Annotated in this window: 20 protein-coding genes; 3 read left to right on the forward strand and 17 right to left on the reverse strand. The window is 61.3% G+C overall.

What is annotated here, in order from left to right; genetic code table 11:
* Positions 1-84 precede the first annotated feature (84 nt).
* From lpdA to aceE, 4 genes are read right to left on the reverse strand one after another with little or no spacing between them, the layout of a single operon-like run.
* The gene (lpdA, locus tag ABLV49_RS11475; protein WP_349276540.1) at positions 85-1,950 is read right to left on the reverse strand and encodes a dihydrolipoyl dehydrogenase; all 1,866 of its coding nucleotides are present in this window, start codon (positions 1,948-1,950) and stop codon (positions 85-87) included.
* Positions 1,947-2,537 carry an MFS transporter gene (locus tag ABLV49_RS11480; RefSeq protein WP_349276541.1) on the reverse strand — a complete coding sequence of 197 codons (591 nt, stop codon included), beginning with the start codon at positions 2,535-2,537 and terminating at the stop codon, positions 1,947-1,949. Before ABLV49_RS11480 ends, lpdA begins: the two co-directional genes overlap by 4 nt.
* A complete protein-coding gene (aceF, locus tag ABLV49_RS11485; protein ID WP_349276542.1) occupies positions 2,534-4,237 on the reverse strand; it encodes a dihydrolipoyllysine-residue acetyltransferase in 1,704 nt (567 codons plus the stop codon). The genes ABLV49_RS11480 and aceF overlap by 4 nt, the downstream gene beginning before the upstream one ends.
* Before the next feature lie 39 nt (positions 4,238-4,276).
* The gene (gene aceE / locus ABLV49_RS11490; protein ID WP_349276544.1) at positions 4,277-7,006 is read right to left on the reverse strand and encodes a pyruvate dehydrogenase (acetyl-transferring), homodimeric type; all 2,730 of its coding nucleotides are present in this window, start codon (positions 7,004-7,006) and stop codon (positions 4,277-4,279) included.
* A 299-nt stretch (positions 7,007-7,305) separates the two neighbouring features.
* On the opposite strand from aceE, the gene ABLV49_RS11495 reads away from it, so the two are divergent.
* From ABLV49_RS11495 to folD, 3 genes are all read left to right on the forward strand, one after another.
* The gene (locus ABLV49_RS11495; RefSeq protein ID WP_415838211.1) at positions 7,306-9,876 is read left to right on the forward strand and encodes a PAS domain S-box protein; all 2,571 of its coding nucleotides are present in this window, start codon (positions 7,306-7,308) and stop codon (positions 9,874-9,876) included.
* Between the two features lie 46 nt (positions 9,877-9,922).
* Positions 9,923-10,549 carry a response regulator transcription factor gene (locus ABLV49_RS11500; protein WP_349276546.1) on the forward strand — a complete coding sequence of 209 codons (627 nt, stop codon included), beginning with the start codon at positions 9,923-9,925 and terminating at the stop codon, positions 10,547-10,549.
* 85 nt (positions 10,550-10,634) lie between these two features.
* Positions 10,635-11,480: a bifunctional methylenetetrahydrofolate dehydrogenase/methenyltetrahydrofolate cyclohydrolase FolD gene (gene folD, locus ABLV49_RS11505; protein ID WP_349276547.1), complete on the forward strand. Its 846-nt coding sequence runs from the start codon at positions 10,635-10,637 to the stop codon at positions 11,478-11,480.
* A gap of 48 nt (positions 11,481-11,528) precedes the next feature.
* Here the strand turns inward: folD and ABLV49_RS11510 are convergent, their stop codons facing one another.
* The 13 genes from ABLV49_RS11510 to rseP all read right to left on the reverse strand — a co-directional run bounded on the left by ABLV49_RS11510 (position 11,529) and on the right by rseP (position 26,289).
* Entirely contained in the window at positions 11,529-11,969 is a 441-nt protein-coding gene (locus tag ABLV49_RS11510; RefSeq protein ID WP_349276548.1) for a DUF4149 domain-containing protein, read from the reverse strand.
* Positions 11,969-12,445 (reverse strand): transcription elongation factor GreA, encoded by a 477-nt coding sequence (gene greA / locus ABLV49_RS11515; protein ID WP_011801167.1) that lies wholly within the window; start codon positions 12,443-12,445, stop codon positions 11,969-11,971. Before greA ends, ABLV49_RS11510 begins: the two co-directional genes overlap by 1 nt.
* Before the next feature lie 120 nt (positions 12,446-12,565).
* On the reverse strand, positions 12,566-15,808 hold the full coding sequence (gene carB / locus ABLV49_RS11520) for a carbamoyl-phosphate synthase large subunit (protein WP_349276549.1): 3,243 nt from the start codon (positions 15,806-15,808) through the stop codon (positions 12,566-12,568).
* Positions 15,801-16,982 carry a glutamine-hydrolyzing carbamoyl-phosphate synthase small subunit gene (gene carA, locus ABLV49_RS11525; protein WP_349276550.1) on the reverse strand — a complete coding sequence of 394 codons (1,182 nt, stop codon included), beginning with the start codon at positions 16,980-16,982 and terminating at the stop codon, positions 15,801-15,803. Before carA ends, carB begins: the two co-directional genes overlap by 8 nt.
* Before the next feature lie 149 nt (positions 16,983-17,131).
* The gene (locus ABLV49_RS11530; RefSeq protein ID WP_349276551.1) at positions 17,132-17,917 is read right to left on the reverse strand and encodes a TrmH family RNA methyltransferase; all 786 of its coding nucleotides are present in this window, start codon (positions 17,915-17,917) and stop codon (positions 17,132-17,134) included.
* Complete coding sequence (rnhB, locus tag ABLV49_RS11535) at positions 17,914-18,540, reverse strand: ribonuclease HII (RefSeq protein WP_349276552.1); 627 nt, start codon at positions 18,538-18,540, stop codon at positions 17,914-17,916. Before rnhB ends, ABLV49_RS11530 begins: the two co-directional genes overlap by 4 nt.
* Positions 18,512-19,651 carry a lipid-A-disaccharide synthase gene (lpxB, locus tag ABLV49_RS11540; RefSeq protein WP_349281683.1) on the reverse strand — a complete coding sequence of 380 codons (1,140 nt, stop codon included), beginning with the start codon at positions 19,649-19,651 and terminating at the stop codon, positions 18,512-18,514. Before lpxB ends, rnhB begins: the two co-directional genes overlap by 29 nt.
* A gap of 64 nt (positions 19,652-19,715) precedes the next feature.
* A complete protein-coding gene (gene lpxA / locus ABLV49_RS11545) occupies positions 19,716-20,528 on the reverse strand; it encodes an acyl-ACP--UDP-N-acetylglucosamine O-acyltransferase (RefSeq protein WP_349276553.1) in 813 nt (270 codons plus the stop codon).
* Positions 20,529-20,539: 11 nt separating this feature from the next.
* Positions 20,540-20,980 carry a 3-hydroxyacyl-ACP dehydratase FabZ gene (gene fabZ / locus ABLV49_RS11550; protein ID WP_349276554.1) on the reverse strand — a complete coding sequence of 147 codons (441 nt, stop codon included), beginning with the start codon at positions 20,978-20,980 and terminating at the stop codon, positions 20,540-20,542.
* On the reverse strand, positions 20,977-22,044 hold the full coding sequence (gene lpxD, locus ABLV49_RS11555; protein ID WP_349276556.1) for a UDP-3-O-(3-hydroxymyristoyl)glucosamine N-acyltransferase: 1,068 nt from the start codon (positions 22,042-22,044) through the stop codon (positions 20,977-20,979). Before lpxD ends, fabZ begins: the two co-directional genes overlap by 4 nt.
* Positions 22,045-22,091: 47 nt before the next feature.
* A complete protein-coding gene (locus ABLV49_RS11560; protein WP_349276557.1) occupies positions 22,092-22,598 on the reverse strand; it encodes an OmpH family outer membrane protein in 507 nt (168 codons plus the stop codon).
* Positions 22,598-24,898: an outer membrane protein assembly factor BamA gene (bamA, locus tag ABLV49_RS11565; protein WP_349276559.1), complete on the reverse strand. Its 2,301-nt coding sequence runs from the start codon at positions 24,896-24,898 to the stop codon at positions 22,598-22,600. Before bamA ends, ABLV49_RS11560 begins: the two co-directional genes overlap by 1 nt.
* Before the next feature lie 14 nt (positions 24,899-24,912).
* Positions 24,913-26,289, reverse strand: coding sequence for an RIP metalloprotease RseP (gene rseP / locus ABLV49_RS11570; protein ID WP_349276560.1), 1,377 nt, complete (start codon positions 26,287-26,289; stop codon positions 24,913-24,915).
* Position 26,290 lies beyond the last annotated feature (1 nt).

Genomic DNA, 26,290 nt, shown 5'->3' on the forward strand with positions numbered 1-26,290 from the left:
AGGCCCACCTGTTTCTGGTCAAGCAGGCAGCAAAAAGCCGCCAGCCCTCGCAGGCTGGCGGCTTTTCAGTGGGTGCGGCTGAACTTACTTGCGCGCAGGCGGCAAGTCCGTGCAGCTGCCATGCGCCACTTCCGCCGCCATGCCGATGCTCTCGCCCAGCGTGGGATGCGGATGGATGGTCTTGCCGATGTCGACCGCGTCGGCGCCCATTTCAATCGCCAGCGCAATCTCGCCGATCATGTCGCCCGCATGCGTGCCGACCATGCCGCCGCCCAGGATCTTGCCGTGGCCGTGCGCTTCTGGTGAATCGTCGAACAGCAGCTTGGTGAAGCCTTCGTCGCGGCCATTGGCAATTGCGCGGCCCGAGGCGGTCCACGGGAACAGGCCCTTCTTGACCTTGATGCCCTGCGCCTTGGCCTGGTCCTCGGTCAGGCCGACCCATGCCACTTCCGGGTCGGTGTAGGCGACGCTTGGAATCACCCGGGCATTGAAGGCGGCGCTGGCCAGTTCATTGTTGCCCAGCAGTTCGCCGGCAATCACTTCGGCGGCCACATGCGCCTCATGCACCGCCTTGTGCGCCAGCATCGGCTGGCCGACGATGTCGCCGATGGCGAAGATGTGTTTGACGTTGGTGCGCATCTGGATGTCCACGGGGATGAAGCCGCGATCCGTCACGCTGACACCGGCCTTGTCGGCGGCAATCTTCTTGCCGTTGGGGCTGCGGCCCACGGCCTGCAGCACCAGGTCGTAGGTCTGTGGTGCGGGCGCGGTGCCGCCCGGCTCGGCGCTTTCGAACGTCACTTCAATGCCGGCCGGCGTGGCCTTGGCGCCGACGGTCTTGGTTTTGAGCATGATGTTGTCAAAGCGCGGCGCGTTCATCTTCTGCCAGACCTTGACCAGGTCGCGGTCGGCGCCCTGCATCAGGCCGTCGAGCATTTCCACCACGTCCAGGCGCGAGCCCAGCGTGCTGTACACGGTGCCCATTTCCAGGCCGATGATGCCGCCGCCCAGGATCAGCATGCGCTTCGGCACACTCTTGAGGTCCAGCGCGCCTGTAGAGTCCACCACGCGCGGATCGTCGGGCATGAACGGCAGGCGCATCGCCTGCGAGCCGGCGGCGATGATGCAGTTCTTGAAGGCGATGGTCTGCTTCTTGCCGGTCTTTTCCTGCGAGGTGCCGCTGGTTTCCTCGACTTCGAGGTGGTTGGCGCCGACAAAAGCGCCGTAGCCGCGCACCACGGTGACCTTGCGCATCTTGGCCATCGCGGCCAGGCCGCCGGTCAGCTTGTTCACGACCTTTTCCTTGTGGCCGCGCAGCTTGTCGATGTTGACGCTGGGCGCGCCGAAATCCACGCCGAGCGCGGCCATGTGGCTGACCTCGTCCATCACGGCGGCGACATGCAGCAGCGCCTTGGACGGGATGCAGCCGACGTTCAGGCAGACGCCGCCCAGCGAGGCGTAACGCTCGACCAGCACGACCTTCAGGCCCAGGTCGGCCGCTCGAAAGGCCGCCGAATAGCCGCCGGGGCCGGCGCCCAGCACCAGGAGGTCGCAGTCCAGGTCGGCCGTGCCGCCAAAGCTGGCGGCGGCTGGCGCTGGCGTTGTTGCAACAGGCGCTACTTTTTCAGGAGCAGCTTGTGCAGATGCAGCCTGCGCAGAAGCCGGTTTTGGTGCTTCAACGGGGGCCGCAGCCGCCGCGCCAGCGACTTCCAGCGTCAGCACGACCGAGCCCTGCTTGACCTTGTCGCCGAGCTGGACCTTGATCTCCTTGACCACGCCGCCCTGAGACGACGGAATTTCCATGGACGCCTTGTCGCTTTCCACGGTGATCAGGCTCTGCTCGGCCTTGATGGTGTCGCCGGGCTTGACCAGCACTTCGATGACGGACACTTCGTCAAAGTCGCCAATGTCAGGCACCTTGATGTCGATGAGGTTTGTGGAGGCACTCATGAGGAGGCTTTCAGTTTGAGGGTGAATACATCAATCGGTCCGCCGGAATTCTTGTCGAACTCGCATCCGGCATTCAGGCCGGCCATGGCCACTTCGCGCGCGGTCCGGGCCTTGCCCCAGCTGGCGTGCATCGCGCCCAGCGCAAAGCTGCGGCCCGAGCCCACGCCCCAGAATTCCTTGAATTCAAAGACTTCGCGGTAGCTGTACAGGCCGTAAATGCCGCTTGCATTGGCAATGAGCACGGTGAACTGGCTCGATTCATAGGGGTCGTTGTCGTCTTCCTTGCTCTGCAGGAAAAACGATTCTTTCAGCAAGGGATGCAGCTTGAGGAAGGTGTCGAACACCTCCTCGCGGCTGCCCAGCTTGAGTTGCTCCTTGGGCAGCGTTGCCATGGCCTTGCGCAGCACCGGGAAGTGCGCCACGGTGCCGGCCATGCCAATCAGGCTTTCACCGTCGGGCGCATCGACCTTGAAGATCTTGCTGTTGGCCTCGAAACGCTGGGTCAGGCAGGTATCGCCAAAGGTCACCAGCGTGTCGGCGGCAATTGCCACCTGACCCGCCTTTTTGACCACGACCAGGGTTGTCACAGGAAAATGCGGCGGAAATCCGCCAGAACCTGGCCAAAGTAAGCATTGAAACGTGCCGCCGCCGCGCCATCGATCACGCGGTGGTCCCAGCTCAGCGACATCGGCTGCATCAGGCGCGGCTGGAAGGCCTTGCCGTCCCAGATGGGCTCGATGCGGCTCTTGCACACGCCCAGGATGGCGACTTCGGGTGCATTGATGATGGGCGTGAAATAACGCCCGCCAATGCCGCCCAGCGACGAAATCGTGAAGCAGGCGCCCTGCATGTCGGCCGGGCCGAGCTTGCCGTCGCGCGCTTTCTTGGCCAGCTCGCCCATCTCTTGCGAGATCTGGATGATGCCTTTCTTGTCGGCGTCCTTGATCACCGGAACGACCAGGCCGTTCGGCGTATCAGCGGCAAAGGCGATGTTGAAATACTGCTTGAGCACCAGCTGGTCGCCGTCGAGCGAGGCATTGAACTGCGGGAATTTCTTGAGCGCGGCCACCGAGGCCTTGATCAGGAAGGCCAGCATGGTGATCTTCACGCCGGACTTCTCGTTTTCCTTGTTCATCTGCACGCGGAAGGCTTCGAGTTCGGTGATGTCGGCGTCGTCATGGTTGCAGACGTGCGGAATCATCACCCAGTTGCGGTGCAGGTTGGCGCCGCTGATCTTCTTGATGCGCGACAGCGGCTGGCGCTCGATGGGGCCGAACTTGGTGAAATCGACTTTCGGCCACGGCAGCAGGTCAAGGCCCGCGCCCGTGCCGCCACCGCTTGCGGCAGGCGCTGGCGCCTTGGCCACCTGCGCCTGGGTGCGGGTGTCGCCGGCCATCACGGCCTTGGTGAAGTCCTGCACATCGTCCAGCGTGATGCGGCCCTTGGGGCCGGAGCCCTTGAGTTCGGCCAGCGGCACGCCCAGTTCGCGGGCGAACTTGCGCACCGAGGGCGACGCATGTGGCAAGCCACTTTGCGGCGCTACCGTCGGTTCATGCGCCGGCAGGGCCTGGGCCGCTGCGGCTGGCGCAGGCGCCACGGGTGCGGATGCCGTGGCCGCCGCCGCTGGTGTGGCAGCCGCTGCGGCGGGTGCCACCGGAGCAGACGCAGGAACGGCGGCGGCGGGCGCGGCCGAGCCTTCCAGGATGGCCAGCAGGTCGCCAATATTGACGGTGTCGCCCAGCTTGACCTTGAGTTCCTTGAGCACGCCGGCGGTGGACGACGGAATCTCCATCGAGGCCTTGTCGGACTCGACCGTGATCAGCGATTGCTCGGTCTTGATGCTGTCGCCCACCTTGACCAGCACCTCGATCACGACCACATCCTTGAAGTCGCCAATGTCGGGAACCCGCACTTCCACCGGGCCGCTGGCCGCCGGGGCGGGAGCCGAAGCAGGCGCTACCGGCGCAGCAGCTGGCGCTTCTGTTTTGATAGCTGCCGGAGCAGGCGCAGCCTGCGCAGGAGCCTGTTTTTGTGCTGATTCTGCGGCACCCGCCACTTCCAGCGTCAGCACGACCGAGCCCTGCTTGACCTTGTCGCCCAGCTTGACCTTGATCTCCTTGACCACGCCGGCGTGGCTGGAAGGAATCTCCATCGAGGCCTTGTCGGACTCGACCGTGATGAGCGATTGCTCGGCCGCCACGGTGTCGCCGGGCTTGACCAGCAGTTCAATGACCGTTACTTCGTCGAAGTCCCCAATGTCAGGGACTTGAATATCTACCAATGCCATGTTGTTGTCTCCGTTTTGCGTCTTGGGATTAGTTTTACGTCAAGCGTAAAGCGGATTGATCTTGTCGGCATTGATGCCGTACTTCTGGATGGCTTCGGCCACCTTGGCGACCGGCACCGTGCCTTCTTCGCTGAGCGCCTTGAGGGCCGCTACCACGATGTAGTGGCGGTTGATCTCGAAATGCTCGCGCAGCTTGCTGCGGAAATCGCTGCGGCCAAAACCGTCGGTGCCCAGCACCTTGTAGGTACGGCCCTTGGGAATATAGGAGCGGATCTGTTCGGCATAGGCCTTCATGTAGTCGGTTGAAGCGACCACCGGGCCGGCAAAGGCTTCAAGTTGTTCGGCTACAAAGGAAACACGCGGCGTCTCCATCGGATGCAGCAGGTTCCAGCGCTCGGCGTTCTGGCCATCGCGCGCCAGTTCATTGAAGCTTGGGCAGCTCCACACGTTGGCGGCAACGCCCCACTCTTTTTCCAGCAGTTCCTGCGCGGCAATCGATTCGCGCAGGATGGTGCCCGAACCGAGCAACTGCACGGTGGGCGCCAGCTTGGGGCCTTCCTTGCACAAATACATGCCCTTGATGATCTGCTCTTCGGTGCCGGCTTTCAGGCCCGGCATGGCGTAGTTTTCGTTCAGCAGCGTGATGTAGAAATACACGTTCTCCTGCTTTTCGACCATGCGCTTGAGGCCGTGGTGCAGGATCACGCCGACTTCATGCGCAAAGGTCGGGTCGTAGCTGATGCAGTTCGGAATCGTGCCGGCCAGGATATGGCTGTGGCCGTCTTCGTGCTGCAGGCCTTCGCCGTTCAGCGTGGTGCGGCCCGAGGTGCCGCCGAGCAAAAAGCCGCGCGCCTGCATGTCGCCCGCCGCCCAGGCCAGGTCGCCGATGCGCTGGAAACCGAACATCGAGTAGTACACGTAGAACGGCACCATGATGCGGTTGTTGGTGCTGTACGAGGTTGCCGCCGCGATCCAGCTGCTCATGCCGCCGGCTTCGTTGATGCCTTCCTGCAGGATCTGGCCCTTCTTGTCTTCCTTGTAATACATCACCTGGTCTTTATCGACCGGGGTGTATTGCTGGCCTGCCGGGTTGTAGATGCCGATCTGGCGGAACAGCCCTTCCATGCCGAAGGTGCGGGCTTCATCGACCAGGATGGGCACGACGCGCGGGCCGAGCGCCTGGTCGCGCAGCAGTTGCGTGAGAAAGCGCACATAGGCCTGGGTGGTCGAGATTTCGCGGCCTTCTGGCGTGGGGTCCATCACCGCCTTGAAAGTTTCCAGGGCGGGCACGGTGAAGCTCTCGTCCGCCTTGGTGCGGCGGTGCGGCAGGTAGCCGCCCAGGGCCTTGCGCCGCTCGTGCAGGTACTGCATTTCAGGCGTGTCGTCGGCCGGCTTGTAGAACGGCAGTTCGGCCAGCTGGCTGTCTGGAATCGGGATGTTGAAACGGTCGCGGAAGGCCTTGATGTCCTCGTCCCCGAGCTTCTTGGTCTGGTGGACATTGTTCTTGCCCTCGCCGATCTTGCCCATGCCAAAGCCCTTGACGGTCTTGATCAGGAGCACGGTGGGCTGGCCGGTGTGGTTGACGGCCGAATGGAAAGCGGCATAGACCTTTTGCGAATCGTGGCCGCCCCGGCTCAGCTTCCAGATGTCGTCGTCGCTCATGTTGGCAACCATCTCCAGCGTGCGCGGGTCGCGGCCGAAGAAATGCTTGCGGACATAGGCGCCGTCGTTGGCCTTGAACGACTGGTAGTCGCCGTCGTTGCACTCCATCATGATCTTGCGCAGCGCGCCATCCTTGTCGCGCGCCAGCAGCGGATCCCAGCCACTGCCCCAGATCAGCTTGATGACGTTCCAGCCGGCACCGCGGAATTCGCCTTCGAGTTCCTGGATGATCTTGCTGTTGCCGCGCACCGGGCCATCGAGGCGCTGCAGGTTGCAGTTGATGACGAACACCAGGTTGTCGAGGTTTTCACGCGCCGCCAGGCCAATGGCGCCCAGCGATTCGACCTCGTCCATTTCGCCGTCGCCGCAGAACACCCAGACCTTGCGGTTTTCGGTGTTGGCAATGCCGCGCGCGTGCAGGTATTTCAGGAAACGAGCCTGGTAAATCGCCATCAGCGGGCCAAGGCCCATGGACACGGTCGGGAACTGCCAGAAATTGGGCATCAGCTTGGGATGCGGATAGCTCGACAGGCCCTTGCCATCGACTTCCTGGCGGAAATTGAGCAGCTGCTCTTCGCTCAGGCGGCCTTCCAGGTAGGCACGGGCATAGACGCCGGGCGACACATGGCCCTGAATATAGAGGCAGTCGCCGCCGTGGTTTTCGCTCTCGGCGTGCCAGAAATGGTTGAAACCGGCGCCAAACAGGCTGGCCAGCGAGGCAAACGAGCCAATGTGCCCGCCGAGGTCGCCGCCATCGGCCGGGTGCAGGCGGTTGGCCTTGACCACCATGATCATGGCGTTCCAGCGCATGTAGGCGCGCAGCCGCTGCTCGATCAGCAGGTTGCCGGGCGAGCGCTCTTCCTGGTCGGTTTCAATCGAGTTGACATAACCCGTGTTGGCCGAAAAGGGCATGTCGATGCTCTTCTGGCGGGCATGTTCGAGCAGTTGCTCAAGCAGGAAGTGAGCGCGTTCAGGCCCTTCACTTTCAATGACCGCGGACAGCGCATCCATCCACTCGCGCGTCTCCTGCGTGTCGTTGTCTTGCGTATTGCTGGAACCCGCATTGGGGATACCGGCTTGTTGGGTTTCGTCGGGATTGGCTGCCATGTTGTCTCCTGAATAAATCTTCTTCGCTTGATGTTTTCAACGCAGGCCGTACTTCAGCCAGCGCGCAGGGGTACGTCTAGGACGTGTTTTTAAACCCAAATCAGGTTTAAGCCTCTAGTTTCCCACAATTATTTGAAAATTTCAAATAGTGCTTGATGATTTTATATTATGAAAATTAAATCCTGTTTAACTTGATTTGTCGCCAAAAACCAAAGCATGCCTGTCTTACATTGGACTGATGAAACCAGGTCTGCCTGTGCCCTATAAAGGCATTTCATTTAAAATGCACAGCTTTTCCTATGCCCCAGTTCCCAATTTCCCCAACTGCTGACGCTGCGGCCAGCCCTGCGTCCATGGCTTTGTGGCGACGCTGGTGGCGCCGGCAATCACCTTCCCGGCAGGACCGTTTTATCGCGCTCGGCCCGCTGTTTTCGGTCATCCTTTTTCTGGCGGCCGTCATTGCCGCTTTCGGCTACCTGCGCATCGAAGAGATAGACCGCGAACAGCAGGCGGTCACGCGTGACGTGGAATACGCCCAGCAACGCCTGAGGCTGCGCCTGCTGGAGCGGCAGGAGCAGTTGATGCGGATTGGCCGGGATGTGTCCAACAGCCAGATCGACACCGAAGAGTTCCTCGTCCAGGCCGAAGCACTGGTGAACCAGAACCCGGAACTGATGGCCATCAGCTGGATTGACAGCAAGCGGCGCATCAAGGCGTCTTATGTTTCATCCAGCGCCAATGCCATCGGGCCGCGCATGGTCGGCGAACAGCTCACGGTGGGTGAAACGGATGGCACTTACGAGCTGGCACGCGACCTGCGGCAGCCGGTTTACTCCCGGCCGCTGATCGCGCAGGACACGCGCCGCTACAACGCAGCCAGCCTGCAGCTGCAGGTGCCGCTTGATGACCAGGGGAAATTTGCCGGCGTCATCATGGGCGAGTATTCGGTGGACGGCCTTCTGCGCTTTGGCATTCCGACTGAAATCACGGCCAAGTATGCCGTCGCGCTGGTCGATGACAAAGAGGTGGTGCTGGCCGGCAACCTGCCGCCGCCCCGCAAGGGCGCCGCGCAGTTGCTGCCCTGGGCAGAAGGCGCGGCCAAATACGAAATTCCGGTATCTCCCGTGGGCAATGGCCTCTTGATACGCGCCGAGGGCTACCGCGCCTCGCAGGGCCTGGTCGGCAGCGGCTTTTTCTGGCTGGTCAGCGCGCTCAGCGCGCTGACCGTGTGGATGCTGCTGGGCAACTGGCGCCATACCCGCCGCCGGGTCCAGGCCCAGGAAGCGCTGCTGACCGAAACCCACTTTCGCCGCGCCATGGAGAACTCCATGCTGACCGGCATGCGCGCACTGGACCTGCAGGGCCGCATCACCTATGTCAACCCGGCTTTTTGCCAGATGACCGGCCTGAATGAAGACGAGCTGGTCGGCTGCACCGCCCCTTTTCCCCACTGGCCCGAGTCGGAAGTGGACACACTGACGGCCCGGCTGGAGGACGAGTTGCAGGGCCGGACACCGCCCGGCGGCTTTGAAGTCCGGGTCAAGCGCAAGAACGGCAATATTTTTGACGCCCGCATGTATGTGTCGCCGCTGATTGATCCGCACGGCCAGCAAACCGGCTGGATGACGTCGATGACCGACATCACCGAGCCCAAGCGAATCCGCGAAGAACTCACCGCCTCTTACGAGCGCTTCACCACCGTGCTCGAAGGGCTGGACGCCGCCGTGTCGGTGGCGCCGCTGGGCAGCGAGGAGCTGCTGTTTGCCAACAAGCTGTACCGCTCCTGGTTTGGCGGCCAGGTTTCTGGCCATGTGAACCTGATTGCCCAGGCCGGTGTGCCCGCCTTTGCACCGACCGGCGATGCGCTGGATGCGGTGGACAACATGGCCGGTTTTCCGACCGATTCACTGACCGGCGCCCAGACGGCAAATGCCGAAATCTTCGTGCCCGAGCTGGCCAAATGGCTGGAAGTGCGTTCGCGTTACCTGACCTGGGTCGATGGCCGCCTGGCGCAGATGGTGATTGCCACCGACATCACGCCGCGCCGCCATGCCGAGGAGCAAGCCGCCCAGCAAAACGAACGCGCCCAGAACGCCAGCCGCCTGATCACCATGGGCGAAATGGCGTCCAGCGTGGCGCACGAGTTGAACCAGCCGCTGACCGCTATCAACAACTATTGCAACGGCATGGTCTCGCGCATCAAGGCCAACCAGATCAGCAATGACGACCTGCTGGTGGCACTGGAAAAAACTGCCAAGCAGGCCTGGCGCGCCGGGCAGATCATCCAGCGCATCCGCGCCTTTGTGAAACGCAGCGAGCCCAACCGCACCTCGGCCGATGTGGCGACCCTCGTCAGCAACGCCATGGAACTGGCCGAGATTGAACTCAGGCGCCATCATGTGCGCCTGACCCACTACATCGCCGCCCGCCTTCCCGACCTGATGGTGGATCGGATTCTGATTGAGCAGGTGTTGATCAACCTGATGAAAAATGCGGCCGAGTCGATTGCCCAGTCGCATCGGCCAACGGCCCAGCGCCATGTTGAACTGCAGGTGGTGCCCAAGCAGATTGATGGGCAAGGCGTGGTGGAGTTCTCGGTACTCGACTCGGGTCGGGGCCTGTCGCCTGAAGTGATGGAACGCCTGTTCGAAGCCTTCTACTCGACCAAGGCCGAGGGCATGGGCATTGGCCTGAAACTGTGCCGCAGCATCGTCGAATCTCACCATGGCAGGCTGGAGGCGGTGAACCTCTACAATGGCGACGAAGTGGTCGGGTGCCGGTTTACCTTCTGGATTCCGGTAACTCCCCTGATTTCACCGGCAGTGTCTGCTACCAATACCATAGCCGCCGAAGCTGCGGGGCCGCAGTGAAAAACTCCACCATTTTTTCAATCAAAGTTTACGAAGAAAGCAAGGCATGAGTTTGATTCCCAAAAAAGGTACGGTCTATGTCGTTGATGATGACGAAGGCGTGCGCGACTCACTGCAATGGCTGCTCGAAGGCAAGGACTATCGGGTACGCTGCTTCGACTCGGCCGAAACCTTTCTGAGCCGCTACGACGCGCGTGAAGTGGCCTGCCTGATTGTCGATATCCGCATGGGCGGCATGACCGGGCTTGAGTTGCAGGACCGCCTGCTGGAGCGCAAGTCGCCGCTTCCCATCGTCTTCATCACCGGCCACGGCGATGTCCCGATGGCGGTGGACACCATGAAAAAAGGCGCGATGGATTTCATCCAGAAGCCATTCCAGGAGGACGCGCTGGTCGATCTGGTCGAACGCATGCTGGCGCAGGCCAGGGACGCCTTCAACGATCACCAGCAATCAGCCAGCCGCGATGCCTTGCTGGCCAAGCTCACCTCGCGCGAAGCGCAGGTGCTTGACCGCATCGTCGCCGGCCGCCTGAACAAGCAGATTGCCGACGACCTGGGCATCAGCATCAAGACCGTCGAGGCGCACCGCGCCAACATCATGGAAAAACTCAATGCCAATACCGTGGCGGACCTGCTGAAAATCGCCTTGGGCTCCAGCGCCCCCAAAGCCTGACGCCCCGCCAACACTCCTTTTTTAATAGCACCTCATGCCCGTAGCACCTGCGCTAACGGGCTTTTTTACTTGAAAATTCAAAATCATGACGGCTCAACTCATTGACGGCAACGCCCTTTCCCGGCAACTGCGAACCGAAGTCGCCCAACGCGCCAGCGCCCTGCGCGCGCGCGGCATCACCCCCGGCCTAGCCGTGGTCCTGGTCGGCGACAACCCGGCCAGCCAGGTGTATGTGCGCAACAAGGTCAAGGCTTGCGAAGACAACGGCCTGCATTCAGTGCTGGAGCGCTACCCGGCCGAAATGAGCGAAGCCGATCTGCTGGCCCGCGTAGACGCCCTGAACAATGACCCGGCGATTCACGGCATCCTGGTGCAGCTGCCGCTGCCGGCTCATATCGATGCGCAAAAGGTCATCGAGGCGATTTCACCGGCCAAGGATGTGGACGGTTTTCACGTCGGCAGCGCCGGCGCGCTGATGGTCGGCCAGCCCGGTTTCTGGCCCTGCACGCCTTATGGCTGCATGAAGATGCTGGAGAGCATCGGCTACGACCTGCGCGGCAAGCATGCCGTCGTCATTGGCCGCAGCAACATCGTCGGCAAGCCGATGGCGCTGATGCTGCTGCAGAAAAACGCCACCGTGACCATCTGCCACAGCGCGACCGCCGACCTGAAAGCCATGACGCTGCAGGCCGACGTGATCGTCGCCGCCGTGGGCAAGCGCAACGTCTTGAGAGCCGACATGGTCAAGCCCGGCGCGGTGGTGATCGACGTCGGCATGAACCGCAACGAAGAAGGCAAGCTCTGCGGCGATGTGGACTTTGACGGCGTGAGAGAAGTCGCCGGCTACATCACGCCGGTGCCCGGCGGCGTCGGTCCGATGACCATCACGATGCTGCTGGTCAATACGCTGGAAGCGGCTGAACGCGGCTGAAAGCGGGTAAAACACCTGACCCGGCGCGGTTTTAATCCGCGTTGACCGTTACCGGTCCGACCGGGCGGTCAGGCTCCAGAGCGTGAACCCGGCGCACAGCCACTGGCCCAGCAGCAGGGCGCTGCCCAGGCCGTGCCAGAGCCTGAGATTGCCGCCATCAGCGCGCGCACTGACAATGCTCGGCGCCACGCCAAACTCGACCAGCAAGGCCAGCAACATCCCGGCGACTATGAATTTCATAGCTGCTTGTGCTTGTGCAGCTTGCGCAAAACCGTCTTTTTTCTTAGAAACCAAGAGCAGCAGCAAGGTGCAGCCGGTGCTGATCCAGGTTTGTGCGCCAAAGAGCCTGGCGGCCATGGCGCCGGCCGCTGCTGGACTGCCCAGGTGCATGAACAGCATCGGTACGATGACAAAACCCAGCGCCGTCAGGCTGCCCCACCAGAGCGCGGCCGCCAGCAAGCCAATGCGCTGACGCAGGGGCGGATGCATCAGATGTAGAGGACGGTCACGATTTCGTAGCGCCGGATGCCGCCGGGCGCCTGCACCTCGGCGCTGTCGCCCTCGTCCTTGCCGATCAATGCGCGGGCAATCGGCGAGCCGATGTTGACCAGTCCGAGCTTGATGTCGGCCTCGTCTTCACCGACGATCTGGTAGGTCACGCTGTCGCCCGTGGCTTCGTCTTCGAGCTTGACGGTCGAGCCAAACACCACGCGGGTGCCCGTCTCGAAGGTGGTCGGGTCAATCACCTGGGCGGCGGACAGCTTGCCCTCGATTTCCTGGATGCGGCCTTCGATGAAGCCCTGGCGGTCCTTGGCGACTTCATATTCGGCGTTTTCGCTCAGGTCGCCCTGGGCCCGGGCTTCGGAAATCGCGTTGATGACCCAGGGACGCTGAACCGTCTTGAGGTTGTGCAATTCGGCCTTCAGTTTTTCTGCGCCGCGCTTGGTGATGGGTAAGGTTGCCATGTTTTATGTCCTGCAAAATGCGAAACCGCCACCAGTCACCTGGCAGCGGCATATTGAATCGACCTGAACTTTAAGTTTAATCCAAGTTCGGCCGGATCGACCCGGTGTTTAGCCTGATCGTCAGGCTGCCTGCGCAGCCAGTTGGGCGTGCAGTTCCTGAATCGAATACACGCTCAGGTTGTCCAGGTACTTCATGCCCTCGACAGCCGCTTCGGCGCCGGCAATGGTGGTGAAGGTCGTCACGCGGGCCAGCAGCGCCGAGGTGCGGATCTGCCGCGAATCGGCAATCGCATTGCGCCGCTCCTCGACGGTGTTGATGACCAGCGCAATCCCGTTGTTCTTGATCATGTCCACCACATGCGGCCGGCCTTCGGTCACCTTGTTGACGATGCCGCAGGCAATGCCGGCGGCGTTGATGGCCGCTGCCGTACCCTTGGTGGCCACCAGTTCGAACTTGAGTTCGGCCAGCGCACGCGCCACTTCCACGGCACGCGCCTTGTCGTTGTTCTTGACCGTCAGGAAGACTTTGCCAGAGGTCGGCAGCTTGGTGCCAGCACCGATTTGCGACTTCACGAACGCCTCGCCAAAGGTCTTGCCGACGCCCATGACTTCGCCGGTGGATTTCATCTCGGGGCCGAGAATCGTGTCCACGCCGGGGAACTTGACGAAGGGGAACACCGCCTCCTTGACGCTGAAATAAGGCGGCGTGACTTCATGGACGACGCCTTGCGACGCCAGCGACTGTCCGACCATGCAGCGCGCAGCGACCTTGGCCAGCTGGATGCCGGTGGCCTTGCTGACGAAAGGCACGGTGCGGGATGCGCGCGGATTGACTTCCAATACGTAGATGACATCCAGGCCGTCGATGTTCTGGATCGCGAACTGCACATTCATCAGCCCGACCACATTCAGCGCTTCGGCCATGGCGGCAGTCTGGCGCTTGATCTCTGTCACCGTCGCGGCGCTCAGCGAATACGGCGGCAGCGAACAGGCCGAGTCGCCGCTGTGAACGCCGGCCTGCTCGATGTGCTCCATCACGCCGCCGATGAAGGTCTTGCCTTCGGCATCGCGGATGCAATCCACATCGCACTCGATGGCATCGTTCAAAAAGCGGTCCAGCAGCACCGGCGAGTCATGGCTGACCTTGACGGCTTCGCGCATGTAGCGCTCCAGGTCGCGCTGCTCATGGACGATTTCCATCGCGCGGCCGCCCAGCACGTAGCTGGGGCGCACCACCAGCGGATAACCCAGCGCGGCAGCTTTTTCCAGCGCTTCGGGCTCGGTGCGGGCGGTGGCGTTGGGCGGCTGGCGCAACTCCAGCGCATGCAGCAGCTTCTGGAAACGCTCGCGGTCTTCGGCGGCATCGATCATGTCGGGCGAGGTGCCGATGATCGGCACGCCGTTGGCTTCCAGATCGAGCGCCAGTTTCAAGGGCGTCTGGCCGCCGTACTGGACGATCACGCCGAACGGTTTTTCCTTGTCAACGATTTCCAGCACGTCCTCTAAGGTCAGCGGCTCGAAGTACAGGCGGTCGGACGTGTCGTAGTCGGTCGAAACCGTCTCGGGATTGCAGTTGACCATGATGGTCTCGTAGCCGTCCTCGCGCATCGCCATGGCGGCATGCACGCAGCAATAATCGAACTCGATGCCCTGGCCGATGCGGTTCGGTCCGCCGCCCAGCACCATGATTTTTTTCTTGTCTGTCGGTGCGGCTTCGCACTCGCTGCCTTCGGCCTCGTAGGTCGAATACAGGTAGGCCGTGTTGGTTTCAAACTCGGCGGCGCAGGTGTCCACGCGCTTGTAAACCGGGCGCACGCCCAGCGCGATACGCTTTTCACGGATCGCGGTGTCGGTGGTTTTCAGCTGGCGGGCCAGGCGGCGGTCTGAGAAGCCTTTTTGCTTCAGTGCGCGCAGCGTGGTGGCGTCGATCTTGTCGAGCGTCGTGGTTTCCAGTTCGAGTTCGATCTTGACGATCTGCTCGATCTGCACCAGGAACCAGCGGTCAATCTTGGTCAGCGCAAACACTTCATCAACGCTCAGCCCCATGGCAAACGCATCGCCCACATACCAGATGCGGTCCGGACCCGGCGCGCCGAGTTCCTTCTCCAGCACTTCGCGGTCCTGGGTCTTTTCGTTCATGCCGTCAACGCCGACTTCCAGCCCGCGCAGGGCTTTCTGGAACGATTCCTGGAAAGTCCGGCCCATCGCCATGACTTCGCCGACCGACTTCATCTGCGTCGTCAGGCGCGAATCGGCTGTCGGGAATTTTTCAAAGGCAAAGCGCGGAATCTTGGTGACCACGTAGTCGATGCTGGGCTCGAAGCTGGCGGGCGTGGCGCCGCCGGTGATTTCGTTGCGCAGCTCATCGAGCGTGTAGCCGACCGCCAGCTTGGCGGCGACCTTGGCAATCGGGAAACCCGTCGCCTTGGAAGCCAGCGCCGAGGAACGCGACACGCGCGGATTCATCTCGATCACCACCATGCGGCCATCCACCGGATTGATGGAAAACTGCACGTTGGAGCCGCCGGTATCGACGCCGATTTCGCGCAGCACCGCCAGGCTCGCATTGCGCAGGATCTGGTATTCCTTGTCGGACAGCGTCTGGGCCGGCGCCACGGTGATCGAGTCGCCGGTGTGCACGCCCATCGGGTCCAGGTTTTCAATCGAGCAGACGATGATGCAGTTGTCCGCCGTGTCGCGAACCACTTCCATCTCGTACTCTTTCCAGCCGAGCAGCGATTCTTCAATCAGCAACTCGCTGGTCGGCGAGGCTTCGAGGCCGCGCTTGCAGATTTCCTCGAACTCTTCGGGGTTGTAGGCAATGCCGCCGCCGGTGCCGCCCAGCGTGAAGCTGGGGCGGATCACGGTCGGGAAACCCAGCGTTTTCTGCACGCCCCAGGCTTCTTCCATGGTGTGCGCAATGCCGGAGCGGGCCGAACCGAGACCGATCTTGGTCATCGCGTCCTTGAACTTCAGGCGGTCCTCGGCCTTGTCGATGGCCTCGGGCTTGGCGCCGATCAGCTCGACCTGGTACTTTTCGAGCACGCCGTGGCGCCACAAGTCAAGCGCGCAGTTGAGCGCGGTCTGGCCGCCCATGGTCGGCAAAATCGCGTCAGGCCGTTCCTTGGCGATGATTTTTTCCACCGTCTGCCAGGTGATGGGCTCGATGTAGGTCACGTCGGCGGTCGCCGGGTCGGTCATGATCGTGGCCGGGTTGCTGTTGATCAGGATGACCTTGTAGCCTTCCTCGCGCAATGCCTTGCAGGCCTGAACGCCGGAATAGTCGAACTCGCAGGCCTGGCCGATGATGATCGGGCCGGCGCCAATAATGAGAACCGATTTGATGTCTGTGCGCTTAGGCATTCTTCTTCTCCTGAGCCTGTTCCATCAAGGTCGTGAAACGATCGAACAAATATGAAATATCGTGGGGTCCGGGCGATGCTTCCGGGTGGCCCTGGAAGCAGAACGCCGGCTTGTCGGTGCGGGCCAGCCCCTGCAGCGTGCCGTCGAACAGGCTGATGTGCGTCGGCCGCAGATTCGCCGGCAGCGTTGTTTCATCGACCGCGAAACCGTGGTTCTGGCTGGTGATGCTGACGCGGCCGGTGTCCATATCCTTGACCGGATGGTTGGCGCCGTGGTGGCCGAACTTCATCTTGAAGGTTTTGGCCCCGCCGGCCAGCGCCATGATCTGGTGGCCCAGGCAGATGCCGAAGGTCGGGATGCCGGTTTCGATCAGTTCGCGAACCGTCTCGATGGCGTAGTCGCAGGCCTGCGGATCACCCGGTCCGTTGGCCAGGAAAATCCCGTCGGGATTGAGCTTGAGCACCTCTAGCGCCGAAGTCTGCGCCGGCACCACCGTGATGCGCGCGCCGCGCTCGGCGACCATGCGCAGGATGTTTTTCTTGACGCCGAAATCAAACGCGACAACATGGAATCTGGGCGCGGTCTGCTCGCCGTAGCCCGATCCAAGTTTCCACTCGGTCTGGTTCCATTCGTAGCTCTGTTTTGTCGAGACCACCTTGGCCAAGTCCAGGCCGTCCATGCTGGGCGCCTGTCTGGCGGTGGCTACGGCCTGGTCGATGGCCGACTGGCTCACGGATGCGCCAGACGCCAGGGCCAGGATGCAGCCATTTTGGGCGCCGTGAATGCGCAGGTGACGCGTCAGCTGGCGGGTGTCAATCCCGGCAATCGCCACGATGTTTTCGCGGACCAGGTACTCGGACAAGGTCATGGAAGCGCGAAAGTTCGAGGCAATCAGCGGCAGATCCTTGATGATCAGGCCGGCTGCATGGACTTTTTCTGCTTCAACGTCTTCGGCATTGATGCCGTAGTTGCCGATGTGGGGATACGTGAGGGTGACGATCTGCTGGCAATAGCTCGGGTCCGTGAGGATTTCCTGGTAGCCGGTCATGGCGGTGTTGAACACCACCTCGCCGATCGTGGAGCCGGCCGCTCCAATCGAATTGCCAATAAAGACCGTGCCGTCTGCGAGCGCCAGTATGGCGGGAGGGGTATTTCCCTGTAGAGACAAAAGCACTGGGTTCTCCGGTTGTGTACGGTTCGCCCAAGCGTGCCAGGGAAGCGTCTTTTTCAGACGCTTGCAGGCGGCTTTTGTGGATGGGGTTGGCTTTGTATGCGCTTGGGCGAAGCTGTGTTTTGAAAAGCCACTGATTATAGCTTGCTGATTTATGACAGAACCAGCGCACTGGCATAGAGGCAGATAGCTGCGGCGGCGGCCACATTGAGGGACTCCTCGCCGCCCGGCTGGTCGATGCGAACCTTCAGCGTGGCGCGCGCCATGAGGTCATCGCTGACGCCCTGCCCTTCATGGCCCATGGCCCAGGCGCAAGGCATGGGAATCGGCTGCTGGTGCAAAAAGCTGCCGTGGTGCGAACTGGTGACCACGATCGGGACCGTCAATGCGTCCAGCGCTTCGGGCTCAACCCCCTCGACCAGGCGCAAGGCAAAATGCGCACCCATGCCGGCTCGCAGGACTTTAGGCGACCACAGCGCGGCCGTTCCCTTGAGCGCAATGATCTGGCCAAAGCCAAATGCCGCCGCGCTGCGCAGGATGGAGCCGACATTGCCGGCATCCTGCACGCGATCCAGAATGACTGACGCCACATTCGCCTGCAAGGGTGGCGCAGCCGGCAGTTCGAGCACGAAGCCCATGCGCGCCGGCGATTCCAGGCCGCTGATTTCGGGCAGCAAGGCATCGGAGATTACTATGTTTTTAATAGCTGCCTGTGCCCACTCAGCATGCGCAAAAGGCCAAAAAGACTCTGAAAACACGGCCATCGCTGGCTTCAGGCCTCGTGCCAGCGCGGCGCGGCACAGATGGTCGCCCTCCAGCCAGACCCGCCCCTGCTTGCGGTAGGCGGTGTTGTCCTGCGACAGGCGGCGCAGATCCTTGATCAGGGCGTTGTCGCGCGAGGAAACATGCGTGACGGGAACGGAAAATTCGCTGCTCACCGCAGCACCTCCGCTACCGGAGCGAACGAGCGCCGGTGCTGCGGGCAGGCGCCGTGCTGGCGCAAGGCGGCCAGGTGCTCGGCCGTGCCATAACCCTTGTGGCCGGCAAAACCGTACTGCGGGTACTGGAGGTGGTAGTCGCCGCACCAGCGGTCGCGATAGACCTTGGCCAGAATCGAGGCGGCCGAAATGGCGGGCACCAGCGCATCGCCCTTGACAATCGCTTCGGCCAGAATTTTCAGCGTCGGCAGGCGGTTGCCATCGACCAGCACCTTGTTGGGCTTGAGCCGCAGTCCTTCCACGGCCCGCTTCATCGCCAGCATGGTGGCCTGCAGGATATTCAGGCTGTCGATTTCCTCAACCGTTGCCAGCGCAATCGAGCAGCACAGGGCCTTGGCCTGGATTTCGTCGTACAGCTTTTCACGCCGCAGGGCGGTGAGTTTTTTGGAATCCGCCAGGCCCATGATGGGATTGAATGGGTCAAGGATGACGGCCGCCGCCACGACCGGCCCGGCCAGCGGCCCGCGCCCGGCCTCGTCAACACCGGCCATGAGTCCGGGGGAGTCCCAGGAAAAGACGGTTTGGACGGTTTTCTCAGGTTTCAAGGATTTTCTGGATTGCATCGGTGGCCAGTTGGGACGTGTCTCGCTGCAGCAGGGCATGCAGTTGGGTAAACCGTTGTTGAACGGCAGTTATTTTCTCAGGTGCCGAGGATTTTGCATCGACCCATTGCAGCAGCGCATCGGCCAGCGCCCGGGGCGTGGCGGCATCCTGCAAAAGCTCGGGAACGACAAAATCCCGGCACAGGATATTGGGCAGGCCAACCCAGGGCTGCAGCTGCTTGCGCCGCATAATCTGCCACGACAGCCAGTTCATGTTGTAGGCAATCACCATCGGCCGCTTGAACAAGGCCGCTTCCAGGGTGGCGGTGCCGCTGGCAATCAAGGTGACATCGCAGGCGGCCAGCACGGCATGGGACTGACCCGCCACAATCTGCACATCGGCCCGAACGCCGGCTTCATCGGCCAGCCGCTCGATCAGGCTTTTCAGCGCAGGAATTGCCGGAACTATGAATTTGATAGCTGGTTGCGCCTGCTGGACAAGCGCTACAGCCTGAAAGAAGCGCAAGGCCAGGTATTCTATTTCTGATTTCCGGCTGCCCGGCAGGATGGCGACCACCGTGTCCTCGCCCTGCAGGCCCAGCGTGCGCCGGGCGGCAGCGCGGTCGGGCTGCATCGGAATCACGGCGGCCAGCGGATGGCCGACATAGGTCGCCGCAATCCCGTGCGTGGCCAGCAAGGCCGGCTCGAACGGAAAAATGCACAGCACATGGTCCACGCTTCGCCTGATTTTTTCAACCCGGTCGGCCCGCCAGGCCCAGATCGAGGGACAGACAAACTGCACCGTCCTGATGCCGTCAGCCTTCAGCGCCGCCTCCAGTCCAAGGTTGAAATCTGGCGCATCGACGCCGATAAAGACATCCGGGCGCTGGCCAGGAGCACTCAAGAGCCGATTTTTCAACTGCTCGCGGATACCGGCAATCTCGCGGTAGTGGCGCAGCACCTCGACATAGCCGCGCACGGCCAGTTTGTCGCTCGGCCACCAGGCGTCAAAACCCTGGCGGGTCATTTGCGGACCGCCGATGCCGCCGGACTGCAGGTTCGGCCAGCGCGCCTTCAGGCCATTGAGCAGCAAGCCGGCCAGCAAATCACCCGAGGTTTCGCCCGCCACCATGGCGATATGGGGTGCCGCCTCTCCACGGGGCGGCAGAGGAGATGGCGCCACCGGCATCATCGCCCTAGCGAACGATACCGCGCCGGGGCGAGGTTTGCTCTAGAAACGAGAGCATCATCTGCACGTCCGGAGCGGAGTCTGGATGCTTTTCAGTCAATTCGCCGATTCGCACCTTGGCCTGCTCCAGCGTCAGTCCGTCGCGGTACAGCGCCTTGTGCATGGCCTTGACCGCCGAAATGCGGTCGGCCGAAAAGCCGCGCCGCCGAAGGCCTTCGAAATTCATCGAGCGCGCCTCGGCCGGCTGGCCCTGGCACATGACAAACGGCGGCAAGTCGGCCACCAGCACCGAAGAGATGGCGGTAAAACTGTGCGCGCCCAGCCGGACAAACTGATGCACGCCGGTAAAGCCGCCCAGGATCACCCAGTCGCCCACTTGCACATGGCCCGCCAGCGTGGTGTTGTTGGCGAAAATCGTCTGGTTGCCCACGGTGCAGTCATGCGCGATATGCACATAGGCCATGATCCAGTTGTCGTCGCCCAGGCGCGTGACGCCCAGGTCGCCGGGCGAGCCGATGTTGAAACTGCAAAACTCACGGATGGTGTTGCGGTCGCCGATCACCAGCTCGCACGGCTCGCCCGCGTATTTCTTGTCCTGCGGTACCGCGCCCAGCGAGTTGAAATGGAAAATCCGGTTGTCGCTGCCGATGGTGGTGTGGCCTTCGATCACGCAGTGCGCGCCGATGGTGGTGCCGGCGCCGATTCTGACATGCGGGCCAATCACGGTATAAGGCCCGACAGTCACCGAACTGTCGAGCTGGGCCAGAGGATCGACCAAGGCCGTGGCATGAATGCCCGCAGGCGCGGCTGGCAATGTCATGATGGGCGTGCTCAGGCTACGGTGCGCATGGTGCACATCAGTTCGGCTTCACAGGCCAGGGTTTCACCCACGCGGCACACACCCTTGAACTTGAAAATACCGGCTTTCATGCGCAGCAATTCCACATCCATGATCAACTGGTCGCCAGGCCCCACGGGGCGTTTGAAACGCGCACCGTCAATGCCGGCAAAGTAATACACGGTCTTGTCATCGGGCGTCACGCCCAGCGTGGAAAAGGACAGCAAGGCCGCCGCCTGCGCCATGGCTTCAATCATCAGCACACCCGGCATCACCGGGTGCTTGGGGAAATGACCCATGAAAAAAGGCTCGTTGATCGTGACGTTTTTAAGCGCCTTGATGCGTTTCCCGGTCTCGATTTCGAGCACCCGGTCAACCAGCAAGATCGGGTAGCGATGCGGCAATAACTTGAGAATCTGGTGAATGTCCATCATGGTTTTTCTTCTAGGCTGCCCTGCAGTTGCAGCAGGGTTTTTTCAGTTTGTTTGAGCCGTTCGCGCAGCGTATGGAGCTGCTTGAGCGTGGCGGCATTTTTTTCCCAGGCGGCATTGTCGTCGATGGGAAACAGGCCGGTGTAGTGGCCGGGCTTCAGCAGCGACCTTGTCACGATGGACGCTGCGGAGACATGCACGCCATCGGCCAGGCGAAGATGACCCAGCACAATGGCGCCGCCGCCAACCGTGCAATTCGCGCCAATCGTGGCGCTGCCGGCCACGCCCGCGCAGCCCGCCATGGCGCTGTGCTTGCCAACGCGCACGTTGTGCGCAATCTGCACCAGATTGTCGAGCTTGACACCGTCTTCAATCACCGTGTCCTGCAGGGCGCCCCTGTCAATGCAGGTGTTGGCGCCGATTTCCACATCGTTGCCAATCTGCACGGCGCCGAGCTGCTCGATCTTGACCCACTGGCCGTCATGCGGCGCAAAACCGAATCCGTCGGCGCCAATCACCGCTCCCGGATGAATGATGCAGCGCTCGCCGATGCGGCAACCGTCGGCCACCGTCACGCGCGCCGAAAGCCGGCTGTTTGCGCCGATGATGGCATTCGCGCCGATGACGCAATGCTCTGCAATGCGTGCGCCTTCACCAATCACGGCGCCGGCGGCAATGCATGCGAACGCCCCAATCGAGACATTGGGGCCAATCGTGGCGGCGGGATCAATGAAAGCGCCGGGATGGACAGCTAGCGCCGCGCCTGGAAAATGTTTGCGCTTCCAGAGCTGTGTGACCAGCGCAAAGTAATAGTAGGGGTCGTCCACCACGAGGCACGAACCACGCTTTAGAGCAGCTTCGCGCGCAGACGGCGCAACGATCACGCAGCCGGCCGCGGACTGCGCAAGCTGGCTGAGGTACTTCGGATGGCTGAGGAATGCCAGGTCGTTGGGACCGGCGGCTTCCAGGGTGGACAGCCGCTCGATCAGCAACTCCGGATCGCCGACCAGTTCGGCTTGCACCTTGTCCGCCAGCAACTCAGTCATGTCGGCAAGCCTGAGCGTCATGCCAGGCCTGCCGTTTTTACGCTCATGCGTAGGCTTTCCACCAGCAATCAGCGGGAAGCGTTCAGGGCCTTGATCACCTTGTCGGTGATGTCATGTTTTGGATTGACATACACCGATTCCTGCAGGATCAGGTCGTATTTTTCGGTTTCGGCCAGGGTTTTAACCACCTTGTTGGCGCGCTCGATGACCAGTTGCAGTTCTTCATTCTTGCGCGCGCTCAGATCCTCCTGGAATTCGCGGCGCTTGGTCTGGAAGGTGCGGTCCTGGTCAACAAGTTGACGCTGGCGTGAAGTGCGCTGGCTCTCTGCAAGGGTGGGCGCTTCACGCTCGAACTTGTCTGATTGCGTTTTAAGCTGGGCGGCCATGTCGGTCAGCTCCTTTTCACGCTTGCTGAATTCCTGTTCCAGCTTGGTCTGGGCAGCCTTGGCTGAATTGGCTTCCCTGAAAATTCGGTCCAGGTTGACCACACCGACCTTGAATTCCTGCGCACTGGCGGAAAAACCCGCTACCGCAATGGCCAGGCCAAGAATGATTTTGCTTGAATAATTTTTCATTAGAAAGAGGTACCGATTTGAAATTGCAGGCGTTCGATTTTATCGCCGGCTTGTTTGCGTAAAGGCACTGCATAGGCAATGCGAAGCGGTCCGACTGGAGAAATCCAGCTGATGCCCAGGCCGGTAGAAGCCCTGAGGCCATCCGGACCGCTCAGTTTGTAGCTGTCCTTGAATACGTTGCCGGCATCGACAAAACCGTACATACGCAAGGTACGGTCATTTCCGGCACCTGGAAACGGTGCAATCAGTTCGGCATTGAGCGTCAGCTTCTTGGGCGCGCCCACCGACAGGTCCGAGGAATCGCGAGGCCCCAGCGAACCCTGCTGGAAACCGCGAACCGAACCCAGACCACCAGAATAATAATTCTTGAACAGCGGGTAAGGCTGGCCATTCAGGCCCTTGCCCCAACCCAGTTCACCGTTCAGGGCCAGCGTGAACTGCTTGTTGATGGGAATGTATTGCTGGATCTGGTAATTGGCGCGAACGAACTTGATGTCACCGGCAATTCCCCAGTCGGCATAGACCTTCTGGTATCGCCCTGACGTGGGCACCAATGCACTGTCACGGCTGTCGCGGGACCAGCCGACGGTCAGCGGGATCGAGTTGCTCTTGAAGCCGAACTGGTTGGCATAGTCCAGGTAGCTGACCGGAAGGTTGGTGCCCGGAACAATCGTCAGCGACTCGTAACCGGAACCAAAATAAACCGTGTCAGTCTCGGTAAACGGCACGCCAAAGCGGATGCTGGCGCCCCGGGTCTTCAATTTGTAGTCGCCGCCCTGCCCTGACAGCGGCTGGGAGGTCCGGTCATAGACATCAATCGAGCGTGAAATGCCATCAGCGGTGAAATAAGGGTCAATCGTGCTCAGCACCAGTTGCCGATTCGATTTGCTGGTGTTGACTTCGATACCGAGATAGTTGCCCGAGCCGAACACGTTTTCCTGCTTGATGCCGAACATCAGGGAGACGCTGTCCGCACTGGAATAGCCGGCGCCCAGCTGCAGATTGCCGGTCGGCTTTTCGGCCACATTGACCGTGATGTCAACCTGGTCGGACGTGCCCGTGACCTCCTGCGTCTCGACATTCACTTCGGTGAAAAATCCCAGGCGGTCAACCCGGTCGCGGGAAAGGCGGATCTTGTCGCCGTCATACCATGACGACTCGAACTGGCGAAACTCGCGGCGCACGACTTCGTCGCGTGTTCGGTTGTTCCCTGATACATTGATGCGCCGCACATAAGCCCGGCGCGAAGGTTCTGCCTGCAGCACGAAGGCCACGCGGTTGTTGCTGCGGTCAATTTGCGGTACAGCTTCGACCTTCGCAAAGGCAAATCCGAAAACACCAAAATAGTCGGTAAAGGCCTTGGTGGTTTCAGCCACCGCATCGGCGTTGTAGGGTTCGCCGGGCTTGATGGTCACCAGTGACTTGAACTCTTCTTCCTTGCCCAGGTAATTGCCTTCGAGCTTGATGCCAGAGACGACAAAACGCTCACCTTCGGTGACGTTCAAGGTGATCGCAATGTTCTGCTTGTCAGGAGAAATCGCCACCTGGGTGGTATCGACCTTGAACTCCAGGTAGCCGCGCGACAGGTAATAGGAACGCAGCGTTTCAATGTCCGCATTGAGCTTGGTGCGCGAATAACGGTCGGACTTGGTGTACCAGCTCAGCCAGCCACCGGTATCCAGATCAAACAGGCCGAGCAGCGTTGATTCGCTGAAGGCCTTGTTGCCGGTGATGTGGATTTCATTGATTTTTGCGACATCGCCCTCGACAACGCTGAAGGTCAGGTTGACGCGGTTGCGCTCGATGGGGGTCACGGTGGTGATGATCTCGACACCGTACAGGCTCTTGTTGATGTACTGGCGCTTGAGTTCCTGCTCGGCCTTGTCGGCAAGCGCCTTGTCAAACGGCTGGCCATCGGCAATACCGGCATCGCGAAGCGCCTTTTTCAGCACCTCCTTGTCAAACTCCTTGGTGCCGACAAAGTCCACATCGGCCACAGTAGGACGCTCTTCGACAATCACGACCAGCACGTCGCCACTGACTTCAAGCCGCACATCCTTGAACAGGCCCAGGCCGAACAATGCGCGAATGGCGCTTGAGCCTTTGTCGTCGTTGTAGGTTTCACCGACACGAAATGGCAGCGAGGCAAAGATGGTGCCGGGTTCGACGCGTTGCAGGCCCTCAACCCGGATATCCCTGACGGTGAAAGGATCGACGGCCCAGGCCGCATTGGCGAAAAACAGACCGGCGGCGATGGCGCAGACAGCACGAACTTTGAATTGATTGAATTGCTTTTGCATGAATTGAAAGGAAGTTAGCCCACAAGCCGGGTGAGATCATTGAAAAGGGCAATACACATCATGCCCAGCAGGATTGCAACGCCACCGCGCTGCAACCGGTCCATCCAGGCGTCTGACACGCCGCGGCCGGTGACCCATTCCCAAAGATAATACATCAGGTGTCCACCGTCCAGAACCGGCAGCGGCAGCAAGTTCAATACGCCCAGACTGACACTGACCAGGGCTAGAAATACCAGGTAGGACGTCCAGCCCATGGCGACCGACTTGCCTGCGTAATCAGCAATGGTGAGCGGGCCGCTCAGATTTTTAAGCGATGCTTCGCCAATGACCATCTTGCCCATCATCTTGAGCGTCAGCACGGACACTTCCCAGGTGCGAACCGCGCCGCCCCACAAACCCTCGAGCGGTCCGTAGCGCACGGTCACAAATTCGGGGGGCGCCCCTACGTAAGCGCCTATGCGGGCGACCGAAACACCGCCCTCCTGCGTTATCTGCGGAGTCACACTCAACGCCACGGGCTGTCCAGCCCTTAAAACCTGCCAGGCTTGCGGCATGACAGCGCCATCATTTCCCGCTGAAGAGCGGGCAGAAGTGCGGATGGTTTCGCGCAACTGCTGCCCATCAACGATGGCCCTGTCACCGATGCGCTGGACCACGTCGCCGGCTTGCAGCCCGGCTTTCTGAGCCGCACTGCCCGCCATGATCTCGCCGATCACCGGCTGGGTCCAGGGACCGAGGATGCCGATTTTCCGGAACAATTGGGCATCGGCTTCAGCCGTGTCGATCTTGCTGAGCGGCAACACGACGATCCGGGTCGATGGGCTGACGTCGTTGCCCAGCACCAGTTGCAGATCACGGCCATCCAGTGCGCCCTGCGTCATGCGCCAGCGAAGGTCTTCAAACGAGCGCACCGTTTCCAGTTCTTCACCTTCAAAAGCAGCCTGCAAAACGATTTCATGGCCGTTCAGTCCGGCCCGCTCAGCCAGGGAACCCGCGACCGGGCTGGCCAGCACGGCCTTAGGTTCCTGCAGACCACTCCAGTTGACCACCGAGTACAGCAGCACGGCCAGCAGCAGATTGGCCAGCGGTCCGGCCGCCACGACCGCAGCGCGCGATGCCAGTGGCTGGGTATTGAAGGCCAGATGACGCTCGGCGGGATCGACCGGAGCTTCGCGCTCGTCCAGCATCTTGACGTAGCCGCCCAGCGGCAGCATGCCGATGGCAAATTCGGTGTCCTTGTTCTTGAGCCGCCAGGTGTAGATCGGCTTGCCAAAGCCGATAGAAAACTTCAACACCTTGATACCGCAGGCCACAGCAACCCGGTAATGACCGTACTCATGCACGGCAATCAGGATGCCCAGCGTCACGAGAAAAGAAATCAGCGTCAGCATT

It is taken from the genome of Polaromonas hydrogenivorans, from assembly GCF_040105105.1.
Classification (GTDB): domain Bacteria; phylum Pseudomonadota; class Gammaproteobacteria; order Burkholderiales; family Burkholderiaceae_C; genus Polaromonas; species Polaromonas hydrogenivorans.

Excerpts from the sequence above, each read along its gene's own strand:
- fabZ (WP_349276554.1), bottom strand. The coding sequence starts at position 20,980 with ATGATGGACATTCACCAGATTCTCAAGTTATTGCCGCATCGCTACCCG.
- ABLV49_RS11560 (WP_349276557.1), bottom strand. The coding sequence starts at position 22,598 with ATGAAAAATTATTCAAGCAAAATCATTCTTGGCCTGGCCATTGCGGTA.
- carB (WP_349276549.1), bottom strand. The coding sequence starts at position 15,808 with ATGCCTAAGCGCACAGACATCAAATCGGTTCTCATTATTGGCGCCGGC.
- ABLV49_RS11510 (WP_349276548.1), bottom strand. The coding sequence starts at position 11,969 with ATGCATCCGCCCCTGCGTCAGCGCATTGGCTTGCTGGCGGCCGCGCTC.
- folD (WP_349276547.1), top strand. The coding sequence starts at position 10,635 with ATGACGGCTCAACTCATTGACGGCAACGCCCTTTCCCGGCAACTGCGA.
- aceF (WP_349276542.1), bottom strand. The coding sequence starts at position 4,237 with ATGGCATTGGTAGATATTCAAGTCCCTGACATTGGGGACTTCGACGAA.
- greA (WP_011801167.1), bottom strand. The coding sequence starts at position 12,445 with ATGGCAACCTTACCCATCACCAAGCGCGGCGCAGAAAAACTGAAGGCC.
- ABLV49_RS11500 (WP_349276546.1), top strand. The coding sequence starts at position 9,923 with ATGAGTTTGATTCCCAAAAAAGGTACGGTCTATGTCGTTGATGATGAC.
- lpxA (WP_349276553.1), bottom strand. The coding sequence starts at position 20,528 with ATGACATTGCCAGCCGCGCCTGCGGGCATTCATGCCACGGCCTTGGTC.
- rnhB (WP_349276552.1), bottom strand. The coding sequence starts at position 18,540 with ATGCAATCCAGAAAATCCTTGAAACCTGAGAAAACCGTCCAAACCGTC.
- bamA (WP_349276559.1), bottom strand. The coding sequence starts at position 24,898 with ATGCAAAAGCAATTCAATCAATTCAAAGTTCGTGCTGTCTGCGCCATC.
- lpxB (WP_349281683.1), bottom strand. The coding sequence starts at position 19,651 with ATGGTGGCGGGCGAAACCTCGGGTGATTTGCTGGCCGGCTTGCTGCTC.
- lpxD (WP_349276556.1), bottom strand. The coding sequence starts at position 22,044 with ATGACGCTCAGGCTTGCCGACATGACTGAGTTGCTGGCGGACAAGGTG.
- rseP (WP_349276560.1), bottom strand. The coding sequence starts at position 26,289 with ATGCTGACGCTGATTTCTTTTCTCGTGACGCTGGGCATCCTGATTGCC.
- ABLV49_RS11495 (WP_415838211.1), top strand. The coding sequence starts at position 7,306 with ATGCCCCAGTTCCCAATTTCCCCAACTGCTGACGCTGCGGCCAGCCCT.
- aceE (WP_349276544.1), bottom strand. The coding sequence starts at position 7,006 with ATGGCAGCCAATCCCGACGAAACCCAACAAGCCGGTATCCCCAATGCG.
- lpdA (WP_349276540.1), bottom strand. The coding sequence starts at position 1,950 with ATGAGTGCCTCCACAAACCTCATCGACATCAAGGTGCCTGACATTGGC.